The organism is Diaphorobacter sp. C33, assembly GCF_030503915.1.
GTDB lineage: Bacteria > Pseudomonadota > Gammaproteobacteria > Burkholderiales > Burkholderiaceae_C > Diaphorobacter > Diaphorobacter nitroreducens.
The window spans coordinates 316,491-339,417 of sequence record NZ_CP129980.1; the positions used below are offsets into that span (position 1 = coordinate 316,491).

At 64.2% G+C, this 22,927-nt stretch carries 22 protein-coding genes; 18 read left to right on the forward strand and 4 right to left on the reverse strand.

Annotation, left to right across the window (positions count from 1 at the left end; all coding sequences use genetic code 11):
- Positions 1-10 precede the first annotated feature (10 nt).
- A complete protein-coding gene (ilvD, locus tag QY917_RS01535) occupies positions 11-1,705 on the reverse strand; it encodes a dihydroxy-acid dehydratase (RefSeq protein ID WP_123675160.1) in 1,695 nt (564 codons plus the stop codon).
- A gap of 229 nt (positions 1,706-1,934) precedes the next feature.
- Between ilvD (QY917_RS01535) and ilvD (QY917_RS01540) the strand changes: the two genes are divergently transcribed.
- Complete coding sequence (gene ilvD, locus QY917_RS01540; RefSeq protein ID WP_015912711.1) at positions 1,935-3,791, forward strand: dihydroxy-acid dehydratase; 1,857 nt, start codon at positions 1,935-1,937, stop codon at positions 3,789-3,791.
- Between the two features lie 154 nt (positions 3,792-3,945).
- Positions 3,946-4,374: a PaaI family thioesterase gene (locus QY917_RS01545; RefSeq protein WP_123675161.1), complete on the forward strand. Its 429-nt coding sequence runs from the start codon at positions 3,946-3,948 to the stop codon at positions 4,372-4,374.
- A 10-nt stretch (positions 4,375-4,384) separates the two neighbouring features.
- Here the strand turns inward: QY917_RS01545 and bfr are convergent, their stop codons facing one another.
- Positions 4,385-4,867 (reverse strand): bacterioferritin, encoded by a 483-nt coding sequence (bfr, locus tag QY917_RS01550; protein WP_011804509.1) that lies wholly within the window; start codon positions 4,865-4,867, stop codon positions 4,385-4,387.
- Between the two features lie 181 nt (positions 4,868-5,048).
- Here bfr and lgt point away from each other — a divergent pair, with 181 nt between their 5' ends.
- From lgt to QY917_RS01580, 6 genes are all read left to right on the forward strand, one after another.
- Positions 5,049-5,873, forward strand: coding sequence for a prolipoprotein diacylglyceryl transferase (lgt, locus tag QY917_RS01555; RefSeq protein WP_270175077.1), 825 nt, complete (start codon positions 5,049-5,051; stop codon positions 5,871-5,873).
- A gap of 249 nt (positions 5,874-6,122) precedes the next feature.
- Positions 6,123-6,794, forward strand: coding sequence for a GntR family transcriptional regulator (locus QY917_RS01560; protein WP_123675163.1), 672 nt, complete (start codon positions 6,123-6,125; stop codon positions 6,792-6,794).
- Positions 6,791-8,251 carry a malonyl-CoA decarboxylase gene (locus QY917_RS01565; RefSeq protein ID WP_123675164.1) on the forward strand — a complete coding sequence of 487 codons (1,461 nt, stop codon included), beginning with the start codon at positions 6,791-6,793 and terminating at the stop codon, positions 8,249-8,251. The genes QY917_RS01560 and QY917_RS01565 overlap by 4 nt, the downstream gene beginning before the upstream one ends.
- Before the next feature lie 147 nt (positions 8,252-8,398).
- The gene (locus QY917_RS01570) at positions 8,399-9,424 is read left to right on the forward strand and encodes a tripartite tricarboxylate transporter substrate binding protein (RefSeq protein WP_088887419.1); all 1,026 of its coding nucleotides are present in this window, start codon (positions 8,399-8,401) and stop codon (positions 9,422-9,424) included.
- A gap of 67 nt (positions 9,425-9,491) precedes the next feature.
- Positions 9,492-10,319, forward strand: a complete 828-nt coding sequence (locus QY917_RS01575) for an enoyl-CoA hydratase/isomerase family protein (RefSeq protein WP_123675165.1) — start codon at positions 9,492-9,494, stop codon at positions 10,317-10,319.
- Between the two features lie 21 nt (positions 10,320-10,340).
- Positions 10,341-11,900 (forward strand): malonyl-CoA synthase, encoded by a 1,560-nt coding sequence (locus QY917_RS01580; protein WP_123675166.1) that lies wholly within the window; start codon positions 10,341-10,343, stop codon positions 11,898-11,900.
- 105 nt (positions 11,901-12,005) lie between these two features.
- Here QY917_RS01580 and QY917_RS01585 read toward each other — a convergent pair whose 3' ends face one another.
- Positions 12,006-12,449, reverse strand: a complete 444-nt coding sequence (locus tag QY917_RS01585; RefSeq protein WP_011804516.1) for a universal stress protein — start codon at positions 12,447-12,449, stop codon at positions 12,006-12,008.
- Positions 12,450-12,557: 108 nt separating this feature from the next.
- Between QY917_RS01585 and QY917_RS01590 the strand changes: the two genes are divergently transcribed.
- From QY917_RS01590 to QY917_RS01630, 9 genes are all read left to right on the forward strand, one after another.
- Positions 12,558-14,963 carry a cation-translocating P-type ATPase gene (locus QY917_RS01590; protein WP_302078329.1) on the forward strand — a complete coding sequence of 802 codons (2,406 nt, stop codon included), beginning with the start codon at positions 12,558-12,560 and terminating at the stop codon, positions 14,961-14,963.
- 1 nt (position 14,964) lies between these two features.
- Positions 14,965-15,102 (forward strand): cbb3-type cytochrome oxidase assembly protein CcoS, encoded by a 138-nt coding sequence (gene ccoS / locus QY917_RS01595; RefSeq protein WP_011804518.1) that lies wholly within the window; start codon positions 14,965-14,967, stop codon positions 15,100-15,102.
- Between the two features lie 65 nt (positions 15,103-15,167).
- A complete protein-coding gene (ccoN, locus tag QY917_RS01600) occupies positions 15,168-16,607 on the forward strand; it encodes a cytochrome-c oxidase, cbb3-type subunit I (RefSeq protein WP_011804519.1) in 1,440 nt (479 codons plus the stop codon).
- 19 nt (positions 16,608-16,626) lie between these two features.
- The gene (gene ccoO / locus QY917_RS01605; protein ID WP_011804520.1) at positions 16,627-17,259 is read left to right on the forward strand and encodes a cytochrome-c oxidase, cbb3-type subunit II; all 633 of its coding nucleotides are present in this window, start codon (positions 16,627-16,629) and stop codon (positions 17,257-17,259) included.
- 14 nt (positions 17,260-17,273) lie between these two features.
- Positions 17,274-17,411 carry a cbb3-type cytochrome c oxidase subunit 3 gene (locus QY917_RS01610; protein ID WP_011804521.1) on the forward strand — a complete coding sequence of 46 codons (138 nt, stop codon included), beginning with the start codon at positions 17,274-17,276 and terminating at the stop codon, positions 17,409-17,411.
- Positions 17,412-17,440: 29 nt separating this feature from the next.
- Positions 17,441-18,355, forward strand: coding sequence for a cytochrome-c oxidase, cbb3-type subunit III (ccoP, locus tag QY917_RS01615; RefSeq protein ID WP_123675168.1), 915 nt, complete (start codon positions 17,441-17,443; stop codon positions 18,353-18,355).
- A gap of 84 nt (positions 18,356-18,439) precedes the next feature.
- Complete coding sequence (ccoG, locus tag QY917_RS01620; protein WP_088887416.1) at positions 18,440-19,882, forward strand: cytochrome c oxidase accessory protein CcoG; 1,443 nt, start codon at positions 18,440-18,442, stop codon at positions 19,880-19,882.
- Between the two features lie 61 nt (positions 19,883-19,943).
- Complete coding sequence (locus QY917_RS01625) at positions 19,944-20,222, forward strand: FixH family protein (protein WP_015912720.1); 279 nt, start codon at positions 19,944-19,946, stop codon at positions 20,220-20,222.
- 76 nt (positions 20,223-20,298) lie between these two features.
- Positions 20,299-20,586 (forward strand): hypothetical protein, encoded by a 288-nt coding sequence (locus QY917_RS01630; RefSeq protein WP_015912721.1) that lies wholly within the window; start codon positions 20,299-20,301, stop codon positions 20,584-20,586.
- Between the two features lie 41 nt (positions 20,587-20,627).
- On the opposite strand, the gene fnr is transcribed toward QY917_RS01630, so the two are convergent.
- Positions 20,628-21,371 carry a fumarate/nitrate reduction transcriptional regulator Fnr gene (gene fnr / locus QY917_RS01635; RefSeq protein WP_011804526.1) on the reverse strand — a complete coding sequence of 248 codons (744 nt, stop codon included), beginning with the start codon at positions 21,369-21,371 and terminating at the stop codon, positions 20,628-20,630.
- A gap of 171 nt (positions 21,372-21,542) precedes the next feature.
- Here fnr and hemN point away from each other — a divergent pair, with 171 nt between their 5' ends.
- The gene (gene hemN, locus QY917_RS01640; protein ID WP_011804527.1) at positions 21,543-22,925 is read left to right on the forward strand and encodes an oxygen-independent coproporphyrinogen III oxidase; all 1,383 of its coding nucleotides are present in this window, start codon (positions 21,543-21,545) and stop codon (positions 22,923-22,925) included.
- Positions 22,926-22,927 lie beyond the last annotated feature (2 nt).

Consider the following 22,927-nt stretch of genomic DNA (forward strand, 5'->3'; position numbering starts at 1 on the left):
GCGGCATTTTTCATGAAAAGTCATCCAGCACCGCACCCTTGCTGGCGCTGGAGGCGTTGAAGGCAAACTTGGCCTGCACGCCCCGCATGTAGCGCGGCGTGGGTGGCTGCCAGGCGGCGCGGCGCTGTGCCAGCGTGGCGTCGTCCACGTGCAGCTGCAGCAGCAGTTGGTGGGCGTCGATGGTGATCGTGTCGCCCTCATGCACCAGCGCAATAGTGCCCCCCGCAGCCGCCTCGGGCGCGACGTGGCCCACCACCATGCCCCAGGTGCCGCCCGAGAAGCGCCCGTCGGTGATCAAGCCCACGCTCTCGCCCAGGCCCGCACCGATCAGCGCGCCCGTGGGGGCCAGCATCTCCGGCATGCCCGGGCCACCCTTGGGGCCGAGGTAGCGCAACACCATCACGTCGCCCGCGACGATCCTGCTGTCCAGGATGGCCTGCAACGCCGACTGCTCGTCGTCGAACACACGCGCGGGCCCGGTGATGACGGGGTTCTTCAGCCCGGTGATCTTGGCCACGGCGCCCTCGGGACTCAAGTTGCCCTTGAGGATGGCGAGGTGCCCCTCGCGGTACAGCGCCTTGTCGATCGGGCGAATCACGTCCTGGTCCGGCCGTGGCGCGTCGGGTACGTCGGCCAGGGTTTCGGCGATGGTTTTGCCGGTGATGGTCATGCAGTCGCCGTGCAACAGGCCGGCATTCAGCAGCACCTTCATTACCTGGGGAATGCCGCCCGCGCGGTGCAGGTCGACGGCCAGGTACCGGCCGCTGGGCTTGAGGTCGCAGATCACGGGGACCTTCTTGCGCATGCGCTCGAAGTCGTCGATGGACCACTCCACACCCGCCGCGTGCGCGATCGCCAGGAAGTGCAGCACCGCGTTGGTGGAGCCGCCCGTGGCCATGATCACGGCCACGGCGTTCTCGATGGCCTTGCGCGTGACGATGTCGCGTGGCTTCAAGTCCTTGCGGATGGCCTCGATCAGCACCCGGGCGGATTCGCGGGCCGAGTTCATTTTCTCGTCGTGCGGATTGGCCATGGTGGAGGAGTAGGGCAGGCTCATGCCCAGCGCCTCGAAGGCCGAGGACATGGTGTTGGCCGTGTACATGCCGCCGCACGAGCCCGTGCCCGGGATGGCGTGCTGCTCGATATCCTTGAGTTCCTGGTCGGTCATCCTGCCTGCCGCGTTCTGGCCCACGGCTTCGAACACGCTCACGATGTTCAGGTCTTGCCCCTGCCAGCGGCCCGGCAGGATGGTGCCGCCATACACGTAGATCGCCGGTACGTTGGCGCGCAGCATGCCCATCAGGCCGCCGGGCATGTTCTTGTCGCAGCCGCCGATGACGACCACGCCGTCCATCCACTGGCCCTGCACACAGGTCTCGACGCAGTCGGCAATCACCTCGCGGCTCACCAGGCTGTACTTCATGCCCTCGGTACCCATGGCCATGCCGTCGCTGATGGTGGGCGTGCCGAAGACCTGGGCGTTGCCGCCCGCTTCCTCGATGCCTGCAATGGCCGCGTCGGCCAGGCGTTGCAGGCCGCTGTTGCAGGGCGTGATGGTGCTGTGCCCGTTGGCCACGCCCACCATGGGCTTGGCGAAGTCGCCCTCCTGGTAGCCCATGCCGTAGAACATGGAGCGGTTGGGCGCGCGCGCCTTGCCCTGCGTGATGTGGGCGGAGCGGCGGTTCAGCGGCAGCGGGTCGGTCATGGCGGGTCCTGCTTCTGCGGTGGCGAGACGGCCGAGTGTGGACGCCGCCGCAGCGGCTGTCCATGCGGGTGAATGCGGGGCCAGGGCGCCAACGTGGGTACCGGGGCTACGACATAATCAAACGGTTTTGCCTAGGGCGGGGCTCAAGAGGTTTCCGCCGCGGCGCGCGCAGGCCCCCAAGCGCACGGGCCCATCGACTTTCCTGAGCCACTCATCTCCCGCAACCACGATGCCCGCATACCGTTCCAAGACCTCCACCGCCGGCCGCAACATGGCAGGGGCCCGCTCCCTGTGGCGCGCCACCGGCATGAAAGACGCCGATTTCTCCAAGCCCATCATCGCGGTGGTCAACTCCTTCACCCAGTTCGTGCCCGGCCATGTGCACCTGAAGGACCTGGGCCAGCTCGTGGCGCGCGAGATCGAGGCCGCCGGCGGCGTGGCCAAGGAGTTCAACACCATCGCCGTGGATGACGGCATCGCCATGGGCCACGACGGCATGCTGTATTCGCTGCCCAGCCGCGACATCATTGCCGACAGCGTGGAATACATGGTGAACGCGCACTGTGCCGACGCCATGGTCTGCATCAGCAACTGCGACAAGATCACCCCCGGCATGCTCATGGCCGCCATGCGGCTGAACATCCCGGTGATCTTCGTCTCCGGCGGCCCCATGGAGGCCGGCAAGGTGCAGCAGACCGTGCCCGGCACCAGCACCATCCAGATCAAGAAGCTGGACCTGATCGACGCCATGGTGATGGCCGCCGACGACAAGGTGAGCGACGCCGACCTGGCCGAGGCCGAGCGCAATGCCTGCCCCACCTGCGGCTCCTGCTCGGGCATGTTCACTGCCAACTCCATGAACTGCCTGACCGAGGCGCTGGGCCTGTCCCTGCCCGGCAACGGCACCGTGGTGGCCACGCACGCCGACCGCGAGCAGCTGTTCAAGCGCGCGGGACGGCGCATCGTGGAGCTGGCGCGCCAGCACTACGAACAGGGCGACGAGCGCATCCTGCCGCGCTCGGTCGGCTTCAAGGCCTTCGAGAACGCGATGACGCTGGACATCGCCATGGGCGGCTCCACCAACACCATCCTGCACCTGCTGGCGATCGCGCAGGAGGCCGGCATCGACTTCAGCATGGCCGACATCGACCGCCTGTCGCGCAGCGTGCCGCAGCTGTGCAAGGTCGCACCCAACACCGACAAGTACCACATCGAGGACGTGCACCGCGCCGGCGGCATCTTCGCCATCCTGGGCGAGCTGGAGCGTGCGGGCAAGCTGCACACCGACGTGCCCACCATCCACGCGCCCACGCTGGGCGAGGCGCTGGCGCAGTGGGATGTGACGCGCACGCAGGACGAAGCCGTCCAGACGTTCTACAAGGCCGGCCCCGGCGGCGTGCCCACGCAGGTCGCCTTCAGCCAGAGCGTGCGCTGGCCCAGCCTGGACCTGGACCGCGCCGCGGGCTGTATCCGCTCCGCGGAGCACGCCTTCAGCAAGGAAGGCGGCCTGGCGGTGCTCACCGGCAACATCGCCAAGGACGGCTGCGTGGTCAAGACCGCGGGCGTTCATGAATCCATCCTGGTCTTTGAAGGCCCGGCGCATGTGGTCGAAAGCCAGGACGAGGCGGTGGAGAACATCCTGGCCGACAAGGTCAAGGCCGGCGACGTCGTGGTGGTGCGCTACGAGGGCCCCAAGGGCGGCCCCGGCATGCAGGAAATGCTCTACCCCACGAGCTACATCAAGTCCAAGGGCCTGGGCAAGGCCTGCGCACTGCTGACCGACGGGCGCTTCTCGGGCGGCACCTCGGGCCTGTCCATCGGCCACTGCTCTCCCGAGGCGGCAGCCGGCGGCGCGATCGGCCTGGTGCGCGACGGCGACCGCATCCGCATCGACATTCCCAACCGCACCATCAACGTACTGGTGAGCGACGAGGAGTTGGCCCAGCGCCGCGCCGAGCAGGACGCCAAGGGCTGGAAGCCCGCCCAGCCACGTCCGCGCAAGGTCTCGGCCGCGCTCAAGGCCTATGCCAAGCTCGTGACGTCGGCCGACAAGGGCGCCGTGCGCGACGTGTCGCTGCTGGACTGATGTGGTGTGGTGCACGCCCGTGCCGGGCGTGCGCTCCTGATTTGTGAGCTGCTCGCGCTGGGCGGACGAGATTTACGGGTGCATTTGAGCTTCAAATGACCGTGCGGTCAGCGCCAACAGCTCTTTTTGTTGTAGCAACGGAATGCCATCGCCCATGAACGAGTTCCAGCAACGCATCGCAGCCAGCTTCGCGGCACAAGGTTTGATGGCCACCCTCGGCGCCCGCCTGGCGCTGGTGGCCGAGGGCGAGGTGCATATCGAGATGCCGTTCTCCATCCACCTGTCGCAGCAGCAGGGCTTCGTGCACGCCGGGGCCATCACCAGCATCGTGGACAGCGCCTGCGGCTACGCGGCGCTGACCCGCTCGCCCCCCGGCAGCGAGATCGTCACGGCGGAATTCAAGACCAATTTCATGCGGCCCGCCATGGGTACGCGCTTCCTGGCCGTGGGCAAGGTGCAAAACGCCGGGCGCATGCTCACCGTGTGCACCGGCGAAGTGCGCGCGTTCACGGGCGACGGGCCCGATTACAAGGTGGTGGCGTTGATGCAGGCCACCATGGTCAACGTGCCGGCCGGCGCCTAGTTCCGGATTTTCACGAGCCCGAAGGGCCGCCCGCCTGGGTTTGCAGGTAGTTGGGCAGGCCGATCTTCTCGATCAGGCCGAGCTGCTTTTCCAGCCAGTAGGCGTGGTCTTCCTCGGTGTCGCGCAACTGGGCCAGCAGCATGTCGCGGCTCACGTAGTCGCGGTGGGATTCGCACAGGGCCATCGCGGCCTTCAAGCGGGCCTGCACGGTGTATTCGGTGTCCAGGTCCTTGCGCAGCATCTCCTGCGCGGACTCGCCGGGCGTGAAGTCGTGCGGGCGCATGTCGGGGCGCCCGCCCAGCATCAGGATGCGGCGCAGGATGGCGTCGGCATGCTGGGTTTCCTCCTCCATCTCGTGGCCCATGCGCTCGTACAGGCGGGTGAGGCCCTGGTCCTCGTACTGGCGGGAGTGGATGAAGTACTGGTCACGCGCGGCCAGCTCGCCGCGCAGCAGATCCTTGAGACAGTCGATGACTTCCGGGTGGCCTTGCATGTTGTTGTTCTCGTGGGGGTGGTGATGGCGTGAGTATCCGGCGCCTTGGGCGCCGGTTCAATGGCGGCCGTCAATTCCCGGGCATGGGCGCCCTGGATGCGGGCCGTACGCAGGCGCATTCTCATCCTGGCAGCGTTGGACGGGCGCGGGCGTGTCACGGCCCTGCGGCACAATGCCCGCCATGCTGATGTACCCCCAAATCGACCCCGTGGCCTTGCAGGTCGGGCCTTTGTCCATTCACTGGTACGGCCTGACCTATCTGGCCGGTTTTGCGCTGTTCATGTTCCTGGGCATGCGCCGCCTGAGCCACCAGCCCTACGCATCCCTGCGTGGCGACCAGGCGTGGTCGCGCAAGGACGTGGAGGACATCCTGTTCCTGGGCGTGCTGGGCGTGGTGGTGGGCGGGCGGCTGGGGTACTGCCTGTTCTACAAGCCGGGCTACTACCTGAGCCACCCGCTGGAGATCTTCTACGTGTGGCAGGGCGGCATGAGCTTTCACGGCGGGTTGCTGGGCGTGATCGGTTCCATGCTGTGGTTTGCGCATTCGCGCCGCAGGCCCTGGCTGCAGGTGGCCGATTTCGTGGCGCCCTGCGTGCCCACGGGGTTGGCGGCCGGGCGCATCGGCAACTTCATCAACGGCGAACTGTGGGGGCGCTTCGCGCCGCCGGATCTGCCCTGGGGCATGGTGTTCCCGCAAAGCGGCTCCATGCTGCCGCGCCATCCGTCGCAGATCTACCAGTTCCTGCTCGAAGGCCTGCTGCTGTTCGTGCTGCTGTGGCTGTATGCGCGCCAGCCGCGCAAGCGTGGCGAGGTAGCGGCGGCGTTCCTCGTCGGCTATGGCGTGCTGCGTTTCACGGCCGAGTATTTCCGCGAGCCCGACAGCTTCCTGGGCCTGCTGTCGCTGGGCATGAGCATGGGCCAGTGGCTGTGCATCCCGATGGTGGCGGCCGGGGTGGCGATGTGGGTCTGGGCGCAGCGGCAGGACGCTCCGGAGGGATTTGCATAAAAGAAGGCGCCAGCGCTTGTCCAGCAAGCGCCGGCAGCTCTCATTTTTGATTGTTCCTTGCGGGCGGCGCGGTGGCGGAGTGTTGCCGCGTTGCGTCAATATGCCCCGCTAGGGATAGTCCCCATCCCGGCGGCTGGGCATGCTTTCATAATTATTGAAAATTACGCGAAATGATGCAGTTTCGCGACCACTTGTGTGCCATTCGTGACGTCATAACGCCTGCCGCCCATTCACCATTCACCATTCACCATGCGCCGTCCGCCCGCCAATTCCCTGCACCACCAGGCCGCCGAGATGCTGCGTCAGCAGATCTTTGCGGGCGAACTGGCGCCGGGCAGCTTCGTGGACGAGGCGGCGTTGTGCGAGCGGCTGGCCGTGTCGCGTACGCCGCTGCGCGAGGCGCTCAAGGTGCTGGTGGCGGAAGGGCTGCTGCGCCATGAGCCGCGCCGCGGCTGCTTCGTGGCCGAGATCACGGAGCGCGATCTGCAGGAGATCTTCCCCGTGATCGCGCTGCTGGAGGGCCGTGCGGCCTATGAGGCCACCGAGCACGCAGGCCCCGCCGACATCGACGCGCTGCAGATGCTGCACCAGCGCCTGCAGGACCATGCCGAGGCGGGGCGCATCACCGAATACTACGAAGCCAACTACGCCATCCACGAGGCCTTCATCACCCTGGCGGACAACCGCTGGCTGGCCCAGGTGATCGGCGACCTGCGCAAGATCCTGCGCCTGGCGCGGCACCAGACGTTGCAGGTGCCCGGCCGGCTGCAGCAGAGCCTGTCGGAGCACCGGCAGGTGTTCGCCGCACTCCAAAAGGGCGACGCCGCCGCGGCTGAGCAGGCCATGCGCAACCACCTTCTGGCGCAGCGCGACGCGCTGCGCGAGCTTGCACGCAACCACCCCTCACGGATCACACCATGAACGCCGCCTCCACCTGGATCTCGCGCAACGTGGACCGCCTGCGGTCCGCAGACAGCAAAGCCGCCAGCAAGAACAAGGACGGCGCAAGCGCCGCGCCGCCCAAGCCTGCGGCCGAACGCTCCACGCACGAGCGCCTGCAGGCCACGCTGCGCAGGAGCGGCGAGGCGCTGTCGCCCCGCGTGCTGCGCCGGTTGCTGACCGACCTGCAGGCAGTGGTGGCCCCGCGCGTGAGCGAGATCGAAGGCGGGCGCCGCGCGCAGGCCATTGCCGCGTGGTACGCCGAGGCCACGCCCGAAGAGCGGCGCGACCTGTGGTTGCTGATGTGCGAGCAGTTCGCGCCCGATGCCACGCGCTTCAAATCGGCCCAGCAGCGCTACGAGGCCGCCGCCGGCACCGACGATGCGCCCCAGGCCGAAGCCCACCTGCGCCGCGCCATGGTGTCGCCGCGTACACGGCTGCTGCAGCGCTTTGCGGTGTTTCCGGAAGGCATGCGCTTCCTCGTGGACTTGCGCGCCGAGCTGCTGCCCCTGCTCAAGAGCGACAAGCGCCTGCTGCCGCTGGACGCGGAGCTGGAGCAATTGTTCTCCACCTGGTTCGATGTGGCGTTCCTCGAACTGAGGCGCCTGTCGTGGGATTCGCCCGCCTCACTGATCGAAAAGCTCATCAAGTACGAGGCGGTGCACGACATCCGCAGCTGGGCGGACCTGAAGAACCGACTGGACAGCGACCGCCGCTGCTACGGGTTCTTTCACCCCCGCCTGCCCAATGAGCCGCTGATCTTCGTGGAGGTGGCGCTGGTCAACGAGATTTCGTCCAGCATCACCCCGCTGCTGGACGAGGCCGCCGAGGCCGCCGACATCCAGCGTGCCACCACGGCGATTTTCTACTCGATCAGCAGCACGCAGACGGGGCTGCGCGGCGTGAGCTTCGGCGATTCGCTCATCAAGCACGTGGCCGAGACGCTCACGGAGGAATTCCCGCGCCTGCGCACTTTCGCCACGCTCTCGCCGATCCCGGGCTTTCGTTCCTGGCTGTCCAAGAACTGCGCCGCGCAGCTGGAGCAGCTCGACGAGAAGCGCCTGGCCGAACTGGGCCGCGCCGTGGGCTTCGAGCCGCCGCAGGCCGCGCATGTGCTGGCCGCGGCCGACAAGGCGCTGGAGCTGCCGCCCAAATCACCCGTGCGCCAGCTGCTCATGCAGTGCGCGGCGCGCTACCTGGGGCGCGAGCTGCACGACGGCAAGCCGGTGGACCCGGTGGCGCGCTTTCACCTGGGCAATGGCGCCCGCGTGGAGCGGTTGAACTGGGCGGGCGACCCGTCGGCCAAGGGGCTCAAGCAGTCCTTCGGGCTGATGGTCAACTACCTGTATGACCTCAAGCGCATCGACAAGCACCACGGCCTGCTTGCGCAGGGGCGTGTGCCCGTGTCGGGCGATATCGACAGCCTGTGCCGTGACTGACGGCGCGCTGCCTCGGCGCCAGCGGGGCGTGGCGGGCCTTGTATGCTCGCGCCCAGCTGCCCTCGGCGGCCTTGGCCGAGCAGGCGCGCCGCGCCTGAGCACCTGCCAACCCACCCTTTTCACAACAGAAAGACAGGAGACAACGCCATGCGAGAGAGAGAGAACTTGAGCCAGATCGCCACCGCCGCGCTGCAACGCCGTGACATGCTGCGCGCAGCCGGCGCTGCGGGCCTGGCGCTGGCCACGGGCGGCGCCTGGGCGCAAGGCGCCAGCGGCTGGCCGACCAAGCCGGTCAACATGGTGGTGCCGTTCCCCGCGGGCGGCGGCACGGATGCCTTTGCGCGCCCATTGGCTGCGCAGTTTGCCAAGTCCACGGGCAAGACGCTGGTGATCGACAACCGCGGCGGCGCGGGCGGCACCGTGGGTGCCAGCGTGGCGGCCAAGGCGCCAGCCGATGGCTACAACCTGTTCATGGGTGGCGTGCACCATGTGATTGCACCGTCCATGTACCCCAAGCTGGACTACGACCTGGAAAAGGACTTCGTGCCGCTGGCCTTGGTGGCCAACGTGCCGCAGGTGCTGGTGGTGAACCCGCGCAACGTTACGGCCACCAACATGAAGCAATTCATGGACTTCGTGAAGGCCAACCCCGCCAAGCTGAACTATGCGTCGGCCGGCTCGGGCACCTCGCACCACCTGGCGGGCGAGCTGTTCAAGCTGCAGACGGGGACTTTCATCACCCACATCCCCTATCGCGGCGCGGGCCCTGCGCTGCAGGACCTGATCGGCGGCAACGTGGACATGTTGTTCGACGGCCTGGGCTCGTCGGCCTCGCACATCAAGGGCGGGCGCATCAAGGCGCTGATGGTGTCGGGCTCCAAGCGCAACCCGGCCTTCCCCGACGTGCCCTGCGCGGCAGAGGTGGGCCTGCCGGACTACACCGTGTCCACCTGGTATGGCCTGTGGGCGCCCAAGGGCACGCCGGCCGATCTGCAGGCGCGCATCGTCGAGGAGATCCGCAAGCTCGGCCAGGCCGAGGAGCTCAAGGCCATCTGGGCCGGCAACGGCGCGGAGTTCGGCACGCTGTCGCAGGCGGACTTCGCCAAGATGGTCAGCAGCGAGATCAAGCGCTGGGCGCAGGTGGTGAAGGCCTCGGGCGCCAAGCTGGAGTGATGTAGTCCCCCACTGCGGCGCCCCTCCAGTGGCGCCGCCTCCACCCCCACGAAGAGAGTCCGATCGCATGCCAGGTGAAGTTGTCGCGGCCATGGCCGCAGGAGAGGCCGCCGGCCGCGGCGTGGTGCGCGTGACGCTGCGCCACGAGGGCCGGCTCAATGCCATGTCGCGCGCCATGTGGCGCCAGTTGCGCACGGTGTTCCTGGACATCCAGCGCAGCGAGGGCGTGCGCTGCGTGCTCATCGAGGGGGCAGGGGAGGCGTTCTGTGCGGGGGGGGATATTTCCGAGTACCCCGCCTTTCGCTTCGATCCCGCGCAGCTGCGTGACTTCCATGAGAGCGATGTCTGGGGCGGGCTGGCGGCCATGCTGGACTGCGACGTGCCCATCGTCGCGCGCATCGCAGGCGCCTGCATGGGCGCGGGCGTGGAGATCGCCAGCTGCTGCGACATCCGCATTGCCGCTGCCGGCGCGCGTTTCGGCGCGCCAATTGCCAAGCTGGGCTTTCCGATGGCGCCGCGCGAGGCCGCCTTGGTGGCGGGCGCCGTGGGCGACGTGACGGCGCGCCAGATGCTGTTGGAGGCGGCCACCTTCAGCGCCGCCGAGATGGCGCAGCGGGGCTTTCTGAGCCGCGTGGTCGACACCGAGCAGCTGGGCGCGCAAGCCCTGGGCACGGCGCTGCGCATCGCAGCCTTGGCGCCCGGTGCGGCTCGGCTCAACAAGCAGACCTTGCGCGCTATATGGAAGAATGTGCAGCTAGCGCCCGACCAGCAAGCGCAAGCAGCTTCTGATTTGATAGCAAATAACGCGCTGGCCGACCCCTACGTCTATGCCGACAGCGCCGAACACCGCGAGGGCATCAACGCCTTCCTGGCCAAGCGCGCTCCCGTTTTCTGAATCCTTTGTGTGTGCACCACCATGAGCTCCTCCTCCCAGAACCTGTTTTCTGCGCTGCGCGCTGCCTTTCCTGCTGACCTGGACCAGATCGCCGTCGAGGCCGCTTCGGCCGCGGGCGCGCCGCTGCTCTACACCTGGCGCGACCTGGACCGCGCCAGCGCCCGCATCGCCAACCTGCTGGCATCGCTGAAGCTGCCCGAGGGCAGCCGCATCGCCGTGCAGGTGGAAAAGTCGGTCGAAGCCATGCTGCTGTACCTGGCCACGCTGCGCGCCGGCTACGTGTTCCTGCCGCTGAACACCGCCTACCAGAGCGCAGAGATCGAGTACTTCATCGGCAATGCCGAGCCGGCCGTGGTGGTCTGCACGCCGGGCAACTTCGGCTGGGTGTCGAAGATCGCCTTCACTGCCGGCACGCAACATGTGTTCACGCTGGGCGACGACCGCACCGGCAGCCTGCTGGAGCGCGCTGCACACTTCGGCGACGAGCACCGCGCCGTCCCGCGCAAGGCTGACGACCTGGCTGCCATCCTCTACACCAGCGGCACCACGGGACGCAGCAAGGGCGCGATGCTCACGCATGGCAACCTGCTGTCCAATGCCCAGGTGCTCAAGGACTACTGGGGCTGGAAGCCCGGCGACGTGCTGATCCACGCGCTGCCCATCTTTCACGTGCACGGCCTGTTCGTGGCCATCCATGGTGCGCTGATCAATGGCAGCAAGATGATCTGGATGGCGAAGTTCGACCCCAAGGCGGTGATCGCTGCCATGCCGCGCGCCACGGTGTTCATGGGCGTGCCCACGCTCTACGTGCGCATGCTGGCCGAGCCGGCGCTGACCCAGGCCGCGGCCAGCCACATGCGGCTGTTCATCGCGGGCTCGGCGCCGCTGCTCATCGAGACTTTCAAAGAATGGCAGGACCGCACGGGCCACACCATCCTGGAGCGCTATGGCATGAGTGAGACCATCATGCTCACCAGCAATCCCTACGCGGCCGACGCGCGCCATGGGGGGCAGGACGAGCGCCGCGGCTCCACCGTGGGCTTTCCGCTGCCCGGCGTGGGCCTGCGCGTGGTGGACGATGCCGGCAAGCCGGTGCCCGTGGGCGAGATCGGCAACATCCAGGTCAAGGGCCCCAACGTGTTCAAGGGCTACTGGCGCATGCCCGAGAAGACCAAGGAAGAGTTCAGCGCCGACGGCTGGTTCAAAACCGGCGACGTCGGCAAGGTGGATGAGCGCGGCTACGTGAGCATCGTGGGCCGCAGCAAGGACCTGATCATCAGCGGTGGCTACAACGTCTACCCGGCCGAGATCGAGGGCTACATCAACGAGATGCCCGGCGTGGCCGAGAGCGCTGTGGTCGGCGTGCCGCACCCGGATTTCGGCGAAGTGGGCGTGGTGGTGGTCATCCCCAAGCCCGGTGCCAAGGTGGATGGCGACGCGGTCATCGCATCGCTCAAGAGCCAACTGGCCAACTTTAAGATTCCCAAGCGCTGCTTCGTCACCACCGAACTGCCGCGCAACACCATGGGCAAGGTGCAAAAGAACCTGCTGCGCGACCAGTACAAGGGGCTGTTCGCCTGAGCCGGCGCGGCATTGCAATGCAAAAAGGCGGCCTGGGCCGCCTTTTGCTATTTGGATGATAGCTGCTAGCGCTTGATAGTCGGGCGCTAGAGCCTGATTTGATGCTTAGCGCAGCACCAGCACCGGAATGTGTGAGTGCGTCAGCACGTGCTGCGTCTCGCTGCCCAGCAGCAGGCGCTTGATGCCCTTGCGGCCGTGCGAGGCCATCACGATCAGGTCGCACTTGTGCTTCTTGGCGGCGGCGATCACGGCTTCGGCGATCAGGTCGGACTTGGCGACCACGGTCTTCACGGTCACGCCTTCGTCGGTGCCCTGCACCTTGACCTTGTCCACCAGTTCCTGGGCCGCATCCGCCCACTGCTTCTCGATGCGCTTGATGTCCGCGGCGTCCACGGGCAGGCCACCTTCGAAATAGCTGCGCGGATACCGGGGGACGACCTTCAGGGCGACCACCGACGCACCTGTGAGCCCCGCCAGCGAGAGCCCGCTTTCCACGGCCTTTTGCGACAGGGGGGAACCGTCGGTGGCGATCAGGATGCGTTTGTACATGTGCAGCTCCTCATTTCGTTAAGAACGGTAAAAGCATAGGATAGTTCGTGGTCCATGTCTTGATTCAAGTCAATGAGTCCTTCGCGCAATCCGAATAGTCTTGAGGCTATGTCAAATCCTGATGCCGACCCGTGGGCGTCGCCCCTCTCCACGGCTGCACCGGATGAGGTCGCGCTGCTTGATGACCCCCAGGAATGGTCGGCCTTTGGCAAGCCCTGCACATCTACCCCCGCAGGTGCGGATGCCCAGGCGAGTCCGTGGGAGTCGCATGTGGTGCTCGACGGAATGCACTGCGCCGCCTGCGCCCTGACCATCGAGGAAGCCCTGCGGCGTGTGCCCGGCGTGGCGGAAGCGGACGTGAGCGCCGCCACCCGCCGCGCACGCGTGGTATGGGACCCGCGACGGGTGCGCCCGTCGCAGTGGATGGGCGCGGTCCAGAAGGCCGGTTACCGCGCGCTGCCTGCCCTGGATGCGCTGGCGCGGGAGCAGCGCCAGCGCGAGAACCGCAAGGCGCTGTGGCGCTGGCTGGTGGCGGGTTTTTGCATGATGCAGGTCATGATGTACGCATGGCCTGCCTACCAAGCCATGCCCGGCGACCTGACCATGGAAATGGAACAACTGCTGCGCTGGGCCTCCTGGGTCATTAGCCTGCCGGTGGTGCTGTTCGCCTGCGGGCCATTCTTCTCCAGCGCGCTGCGCGATATCCGGCAGCGGCGGGTCAGCATGGATCTGCCCGTGGCGCTGGGCATGCTCATCACCTTCGTGGTCAGCATGGCGGGCACGTTCGATCCGACCGGCCCCTTTGGCCGCGAGGTCTACTACGACTCGCTGACCATGTTCGTCTTTTTCCTGCTCACGGGCCGCTGGCTGGAGCTGCGCCTGCGCGATCGCACGGCAGGGGCGCTGGAAGCCGTGATGAACCGGTTGCCCGACAGCGTGGAGCGGCGGGCGGAAGACGGCAGCTTCACGCGCGTGGCCACGCGCCGTCTGCAGGCCGGCGACGTGGTGCGCGTGTTGCCGGGGGAGGCCTTTCCCGCGGATGGCCGCATCCTTTCAGGTGGTACCCAGGCCGACGAGGCGCTGCTCACCGGTGAATCCACGCCTGTGGACCGACCCGAAGGCAGCCGCGTGACGGCGGGCAGCTACAACCTGCGCGCACCGGTCACGGTGGATGTTTTGGCGCTGGGCAGTGAGACGCGCTTTGGGCAGATCGTGGCATTAATGGAGAGCGCGTCTTTACAAAAGCCCCGCCTGGCGCAGTTGGCGGACCGGGTGGCCCGGCCTTTCCTGGTGGCGGTGTTGTTGGCCGCGGTGCTGGCGGCAGTGTGGTGGTGGCCGAGCGACCCCAGCCATGCCCTGATGGTGGCGGTGGCGGTGCTCATCGTTACGTGCCCCTGCGCGCTGTCTCTGGCCACGCCGGTGGCCATGCTGACGGCTGCGGGCACTTTGGCGCGGAGGGGCGTGCTGGTGCGCAACCTGCAAGGGCTGGAGGCCCTGGCCGCGGTGGATACGGTGGTCTTCGACAAGACGGGCACGCTGACCCGCGATGGGCTTGCGCTGCATGCCGTACATGTGGCGCCAGGGGCCGGCTGGGGCGAGGGGGAGGCGCTGGCCCTGGCTTCGGCGCTGGCGGCGCATTCACTGCATCCCGCGTCGCGCGCGCTGGCATCGGCCGCGCAGTCTGCCGCGGTGCCCGCGGGCTGGACGGTCCATGCCGTGCAGGAGCTGCCGGGTGCAGGCTTGGTGGCCCGTGCATCGTCACCGTCACACGCACAGGAAACGATTCTGCGCCTGGGCTCTGCGGCCCATGCACGCGTGCCTGCCGTAGGCGGCGATGCGGGGCCGCAGGTCGTGCTGTCCATGGAATGCGAAGGTGCGGCAGTGGAAATCGCGCGGTTCGTGCTGAGCGAACAACTGCGCCCCGAGGTCGCGGCGGTCGTGCGCGGGCTGCGCGCCGAAGGCGTGGCGGTCGAGCTGCTGTCCGGTGACCGGGCCGAGTCCGTGCAGCGGGTGGCTGCCCAGGCCGGCATCGGCCAGGCCCGGGGAGACTGCACCCCGCAGGACAAGCTCGCGCATCTGCAGACGTTGCAGGCGCAAGGACACCATGTGGCGATGGTGGGCGACGGGCTCAACGACGGCCCCGTGCTGGCCGGTGCGCATGTCTCGTTTGCGTTCGGCCGCGCCGTGCCCCTGGCCCAGTCACGGTCCGACTTCGTGGTTATGGGCGAAAATCTCGCCCTTGTTGCGCAGGCGCTCTGGCTGGCGCGGCGCACCTTGCGCATCGTCCGCCAGAACCTGTGGTGGGCGGCTGCATACAACGCGTTGTGCGTGCCCCTGGCGATTGCGGGCTACATGCCGGCCTGGCTCGCGGGCCTGGGCATGGCGCTGAGTTCACTGCTCGTCGTGGTCAACGCGGCCCGCCTGGCGCGCCTGCCGGACCCGCTCAGCCACGAGAGTTCCGGCGACTGCGCTGGTGCCCCACGTGCCGTGAGCACGCCCTTGGAGGTCGTCTGATATGGACATCCTGTATTTGTTGATTCCGCTCTCCGTCGTACTGGTGCTGTTTGTACTGGCGGGACTGTGGTGGGCCGTCTACCGTGGCCAATTTGAGAACGTCGATCAGGAGGGGGAGCGCATTCTGAGGGACGGTTGATGTTCGTCAATAGGCCTACTGCGAGCCTGGTTAAAACTTTTTACTGCAAATACTAGAGGTGCCCGATGGATTCTTCACAAACAAGAGTTGCGCACTACGACGACACCGTAGTACGCCAGTTTTCTATCATGGCTGTCGTATGGGGGGTGGTCGGCATGCTGGTGGGCGTGTTCATCGCCGCCCAGCTGACCTGGCCTGAACTCAACTTCGGCATTCCATGGCTGAGCTATGGCCGGCTGCGTCCGCTGCACACCAATGCCGTGATCTTCGCATTCGGCGGCTGTGGCCTGTTCGCCACCAGCTATTACGTGGTGCAGCGCACTTGCCAGGCGGGGCTGTTTCTGCCCAAGTTGGCGGCGTTCACTTTCTGGGGCTGGCAACTGGTCATCGTAGCGGCGGCCATCAGCCTGCCGCTGGGCTATACCTCCGGCAAGGAATATGCCGAACTGGAATGGCCGATCGACATCCTGATCGCTGCCGTGTGGGTCTCTTATGCGGTGGTGTTCTTCGGAACCATCGGCCAGCGCAAGGTGAAGCACATTTACGTGGCCAACTGGTTCTTCGGTGCGTTCATCATCGCCGTGGCGCTGCTGCACATCGTCAACAGTGCGGCCATTCCGGCGGGCTTCATGAAGAGCTACTCCGCCTACGCAGGCGTGCAGGACGCCATGGTGCAGTGGTGGTACGGCCACAACGCCGTGGGCTTCTACCTCACGACCGGCTTCCTGGGCATGATGTATTACTTCATTCCGAAGCAGGCTGGCCGTCCGGTGTACAGCTATCGCCTCTCCATCGTCCACTTCTGGGCGCTGATCTTCACGTACATGTGGGCGGGTCCGCACCACCTGCACTACACCGCGCTGCCTGACTGGACGCAATCCGTGGGCATGGTGTTCTCACTGATCTTGCTGGCGCCCAGCTGGGGCGGCATGATCAACGGGATCATGACGCTGTCCGGCGCCTGGCACAAGCTGCGTGACGACCCCATCCTGCGCTTCCTGATCGTGTCGCTGTCGTTCTACGGCATGTCCACGTTCGAAGGCCCGATGATGTCGATCAAGACCGTCAACGCGCTCTCGCACTACACCGACTGGACTGTAGGCCACGTGCATGCAGGCGCGTTGGGCTGGGTGGGTCTGATCACCATGGGTTCGCTGTATTACTTGGTGCCTCGCCTGTTTGGCAAGGAGAAGATGCACTCCATCAAGGCAATTGAACTGCACTTCTGGATGGCCACCATCGGCATCGTGCTGTATATCGCCGCCATGTGGATTGCTGGCGTGATGCAAGGTCTGATGTGGCGCGCCGTGAACCCCGACGGCACGCTGACCTATACCTTCGTGGAAGGCGTCAAGGCGACCTATCCGTTCTACGCGATCCGCTTCTTTGGCGGTCTGCTGTACCTCGGCGGTATGTTGGTGATGGCATGGAACGTCTGGGTGACGGCGATCTCCGGACGCTCCGTCAAGGTGGCCATTCCCGCCGTGAAACCCGCTCACGCCTGAAGTTCGGAGGGTCAACTACATGTCCAATACGCATAACAAAGCATCTACCGGCTTCACGCACGAGAAGGTCGAAACCAGCAACTTCCTGATGATCGTGCTGATCTTGCTGGTTGTGGCCGTCGGCGGCCTGGTGGAAATCGTTCCTCTGTTCTTTCAAAAATCGACGACTGAGGCCGTCCAAGGCGTGAAGCCTTACACGGCAGTGCAACTGATCGGACGCGATATCTACCTGCGCGAGGGTTGCTACAACTGCCACTCGCAGATGATCCGTCCGTTCCGCGCGGAAACCCTGCGTTATGGCCACTACTCGGTGGCTGGCGAGTTCGTCTACGACCATCCCTTCCAATGGGGTAGCAAGCGCACTGGGCCCGACCTGCATCGCGTGGGTGGAAAGTACAGCGATGAATGGCATCGCATTCACCTGAACAATCCGCGCGACGTGGTGCCCGAATCCAATATGCCCGCCTATCCCTGGCTGGAAAAGAACCAGATCGATCCTTCCGTCGTCGCTCCTCGCATGAAGGCATTGCGCACGGTCGGCGTCCCGTATACGGATGAGGAGATCGCCAGCGCCGCCGAGCAGGTCAAGGGGAAGACAGAGATGGATGCCGTGGTGGCCTATCTCCAGGTTTTGGGCCGTGCGCTCAAGTAATCGAGGAGCTGGTCATGGACATCACCACCATGCGTATCGTGGCCACGCTGGCGTCGCTGGCGTGTTTCGTGGGCATCTGGTTCTGGGCCTTCATGCGCCGCAACCGGGCCCGGTTCGAGGAGGCAGCACAGTTGCCCTTCGCCGAGGACTGAAGAAGTCTCCACAAGAAAAGAGATAACCCATGAGCGATTTCACGAGTAACTTCTGGTCCTTCTACGTGGCCGGAATCACCATCATCGGTATCGTGGCCTGCGGCTTGCTGCTGTGGATCACGTCCCGCAAGAAGGTCGAGGCTACGGCCGACAACACCACCGGTCACGTCTGGGACGAAGACCTGACGGAAATGAACAACCCCATGCCCCGTTGGTGGATGTGGCTGTTCATCATCACGCTGGTATTCGGTGCTGGCTATCTGGCTGCCTATCCCGGATTGGGGACCTTTAAGGGTAAGTTGGGCTGGACGCAGCTGGGCGAGTACCAAGCCGAAGTGGACAAGGCTAACGCAGAGTTGCAGCCCCTGTATGCGCGGTTCGAGGCCATGCAGCCCCAAGAGATGGCGGCCGACACAGCGGCCATGGCAATTGGTGAGCGTCTGTTCATGAACAACTGCGCGCAGTGTCATGGTTCCGATGCCCGCGGCAGCAAGGGCTTCCCCAACCTGGCCGACGGTGACTGGCTGCACGGCGGTGCGCCTGATCAGATCCAGAAGACCATCCACGATGGGCGCATTGGCGTCATGCCTCCCATGGCGGCCGCCGTGGGCTCGCCGGAAGATGTGCGCAACCTCACCCACTATGTCCTGAGCCTGTCGGGAAGCCCGCATGACTCCCTGAAGGCGTCTCTGGGCAAGTCGAAGTTCACTGCGTGCGCTGCATGCCACGGGATGGACGGCAAGGGCAATGTGGCCCTGGGTGCCCCTAATCTGACGGATGACATCTGGCTGCATGGCTGGGGCGAAGCTGCCATCACCGCTATGATCAACAATGGCAAGACCAACGAGATGCCTGCCCAAACGGGCAAGTTGACCGATGCACAGATCAAGGTGTTGACGGCATACGTCTGGGGTTTGTCCAATAAGGCCGGCGCCCCGCGCTGATGCTCCCTGTGCGGCCGGCTCCCCGTCGAGGGGCGCCGGCCGTTTTGCGTTTTGGAAGTTGCACTTCCTTTTTGAGATTCCACCATGAAGCCAGCCGAAGGTCAGCCCCGTAAGGTGATTCCTATCACGCCAGTGGGGGCCGAAAGTTCGCAGACCGAGGTCATTTCGCTCTATGAGGCGCAAAAGAAAATCTATCCACGCTCGATAAGTGGAGTGTTCGCACGTTGGCGTTGGGCGATGGTGTTTCTGACACAGCTGGTTTTCTATGGCCTGCCATGGCTGGAGTGGGGCCAGCGCCAGATGGTGCTCTTTGACCTCGGAGCACGCCGTTTCTATATTTTTGGTTTGGTGCTTTACCCGCAGGACTTCATTTATCTGACGGGTTTGCTGATTATTTCCGCGCTGTCGCTTTTTCTGTTTACCGCAGTGGCGGGACGCCTGTGGTGCGGCTTCTCCTGTCCCCAGACCGTATACACGGAAATGTTCATGTGGATCGAGCACAAAGTCGAAGGCGACCGCAGTGCCCGTATGCGCCTGGACAATGGTCCGTGGACATTTGAGAAGATCTGGAAAAAATCTGTCAAGCAAGCCATTTGGATTGCGGTCGCATTCTGGACCGGCTTCACCTTCGTGGGCTATTTCGTTCCGATTCGCGAGCTGGGGGGAGAGTTGCTGGCCCTGCAAGGAGGGTGGCAGATATTCTGGGTGATCTTCTATGGGTTGGCCACGTACGGTAACGCAGGATTCCTGCGCGAGCAGGTATGCAAATACATGTGCCCTTATGCGCGTTTCCAAAGCGCAATGTTCGACAGGGACACGCTGGTCGTCTCTTACGATCCTGAGCGCGGCGAGCCTCGCGGGCCCCGTAACAAGACGGTAGACCACAAAGCTGCGGGACTGGGTGACTGCATCGATTGCACGCTGTGTGTCCAGGTCTGCCCAACGGGTATCGATATTCGCAACGGACTGCAATACGAGTGCATTGGTTGCGGTCTCTGCGTGGACGCTTGCAATACCGTGATGGATAAGATGAAGTATCCGCGCGGGCTGATTCGCTTCTCGACGCAGAACGGCGTCAAGAACCACTGGACCCAGTCGCAAATGCTCAAACGCGTGCTGCGACCCCGTGTGTTGTTCTATTCAGCGGTGCTGGTGGTGTTGTGCATCGGCATGCTGGCCAGCTTGGTGGTACGCACCCCGTTGAAGGTGGACATCGTGCGCGACCGCGCTGCGCTCTCGCGCATCGTGGCGGGAGGCAAGCTGGAAAATATCTACCGGCTGCAGATCATGAACGCCACGGAGGGGGCGCAGCGCTACACCATCAGCGCCCACGGCATGGAAGGGCTGGAAGTGGCGTCCGAGACCGCAATTGACATTGGACCGGCGGAATCCCGATGGGTGGTTGTCCGTCTTCAAATTCCGTATGGCTCAGCATCTCCCGGATCGCATACGGTGTATTTCGATATTCAAGCGCAGGGTGATAAAGCCCAAGTGGCAGAGAAATCCGTGTTCCTCGTGCCTCGCTGAAGGCGGTCGCGGAATGCAAATGAACAAGCTGTGCTCATAAATGAGCGAGGAGTTGGTATCGATGTCGAGTAATTCCCCCATGAATCTGGAAGACGCAGGAAAGCCTTGGTGGACGTTTGGCCATGTCTGGCTTGTCATCGCGGGGCCGGTGATTGTCATCATTGCGGGCTTCGTGACCCTCTGGCTGGCCGTGAGCCAACCCGACCCCGTCATCGCGGAAGACTATTACCAACGGGGATTGAACATCAACGAGACCCTGAAGGAGTCTGGAGGCGACATGACGCCTGCCATGAAGGGGCGCAACCATGCAGCTACTCCGCTGGAGGACCAACCGCGTTGACCGGCAGGGCGAGTCCTCTTTGCATGCCGCAGAACAGATGCTACGCTGTCAACTACACCTGCTAGGAGATGGGCGAATGTGGATGCAACGATTGATGTGGATCGCGTGGCCGGCCTTTTTGATGGCGGGCGTCATGGAAATGGTGGTGTTCGCCTTCGTGGATCCAGAAGCGCTGCAGTGGTTTGATCAACCCCTGCATCTCTCGCGCGAAGGTGTGTATACCATCGCCTTCTTCACGTTCTGGTTCGTACTCATGGCTTCCAGCGCATTGACTACGCTGTTGTCACTCTCGCCCTTTGAGTTGAATCGCTGCCCCGTGCCCAAAGGGGCGCGGCCGGCTGATTGCGCCAAATACGTTTCCTGATCTTTCCGCCGATCAGTTATGAATGAGCAAAAAACCGAGGCTTAATGGCAGGCTTGCTGGCTGTTGACAATGCGCTTCAGCGCATCGGTATCGACGATGCGCACATGGCGCTGTTTTACTTCCACAATACCTTCTTCCACGAACTTCGAAAACGTGCGGCTGACGGTTTCCAGTTTCAATCCTAGGTAACTGCCGATCTCTTCCCGCGTCATGCGCAGCACCAATTCGGATTGTGAGAACCCCCGGGCATGCAAGCGTTGTACGAGATTCAACAGGAATGCGGCAAGGCGTTCCTCGGCACGCATACTCCCCAGCAACAGCATGACCCCATGCTCGCGAACAATCTCGCGGCTCATGATCTTGTGCACATGGTGCTGTAGTGCCGTTACTTCGCGCGACAACTCTTCAATACGATCGAAAGGCATGACGCATACTTCGGCGTCTTCAAGCGCTACCGCATCGCAAGTGTGGCGGTCGCTCACGATGCCATCCAGGCCAATGATCTCGCCCGCCATTTGAAAACCCGTCACTTGATCGCGACCGTCCTCGGTGGCGACACAGGTCTTGAAGAATCCGGTGCGGATGGCAAAAAGGGATGTGAAGGGTTCACCGTTCCGGAAAAGCGTGCCGCCACGCTTGATCTTGCGTCGTACAGCAACAATGTCATCGATGCGCTTGAGTTGCTGGTCGTCCAGACCCACGGGCATGCACAGCTCACGCAGATTGCAGTTTGAGCAGGCAACTTTGATGGTCTGGAGATTCGTATGCATGGGAACCCTGTTCATGGCTTGAGCTTACCTCTGAACGGCTGGGAGACATGGAATGCCGTAGGCCGTTGGACGACTTTGAGCCGAAGTCAAATTGTCGCCACAAGGACCTTATGGGCGCTTGATCAACGTCAAGGACTCATGGGGGACTCTACGGCACAGTGATATGAAAGTGCAAGGAATCCCGTCATGACCGTTGTTACAACAGAGCTCCTGCGTCGCTTTGACGTTCCAGGGCCGCGCTACACCTCTTATCCGACTGCTGATCGTTTTGTCGAGGCCTTTGGCGAGCGGGAATACATCCTTGCGCTGCAGCAGCGTCGCGTGGGGTCGGTAGCCAAGGCGATGCCTTTGTCGCTTTATGTCCACATCCCGTTTTGTGAATCGCTGTGCTATTACTGCGCGTGTAACAAGATCATTACCCGGCATCCAGAGCGGGCAGAGGTCTACTTGCGTTACCTCAGCCGTGAGATCGACCTGCATACGGCGCACTGCGGTGTGGGTCAGCATGTGAGCCAGCTGCATTTCGGCGGAGGCACGCCTACTTTTCTGACGGATGACGGTTTGCGCGAACTGATGGGCATGTTGAGGCGCAGTTTCGTCCTCGTTCCGGGGGGGGAGTACTCCATAGAAGTGGACCCGCGGACCGTGGATGAAGCGCGGCTGGGATTGTTGGCGGAGCTGGGTTTCAATCGCCTGAGCTTTGGCGTGCAGGATTTCGACCCTGAAGTACAAAAGGCCGTGCACCGCATTCAGCCTGCCGAAAAGGTGTTCGCGTTGGTCGATGCGGCTCGGAAGCTCGGGTTTGAATCGGTGAACGTGGATTTGATCTACGGGCTGCCGCGCCAGACACCGGAGTCGTTTGATCGCACCTTGGAGCAGGTAGCCGAGCTGCGGCCAGACCGGATCGCGCTGTATGCGTACGCTCACTTGCCAGAACGCTTCAAGTCGCAGCGACGCATCATCACGGCCGAGTTGCCCATGGCTTCGGCCAAGGTGTCCATGCTGGCCCGGTCACTTGATGTGTTCCAGGAAGCCGGCTACGTCTACGTGGGCATGGACCATTTTGCGCTGCCTGACGATGCGCTGGCGGTGGCCAAGCGGCAAGGCAGGCTGCACCGCAATTTCCAAGGCTATAGCACGCAGCCCGATTGCGACCTGATTGGTCTGGGCGTTTCTGCCATCGGGCGCGTGGGCGCTACTTACAGCCAAAATGTGAAAACGCTGGACGAGTATTACGACTGCATTAACCAGGGGCATTTGCCTGTGGTGCGCGGGCTGGCGTTGACCAAGGACGACTTGGTGCGCCGCGCAGTCATCATGGCGTTGATGTGCCAAGGTGAATTGCTGTTTGAGCCGTTGGAACAGTCTTGGCTGATTGATTTCCGCAGTTATTTCGATGCGGAATTACAGCAACTGCAAGAAATGGCGGCTCAGGGCTTGGTGAAAATCAGTGATGAGGGCGTTGAAGTCACGCCCATGGGGTGGTATTTCGTGCGCGGCGTGGCCATGGTGTTCGACAAGTATCTGCAGGCTGACCGTAACCGCGCTCGCTTTTCCCGGATTATTTGACC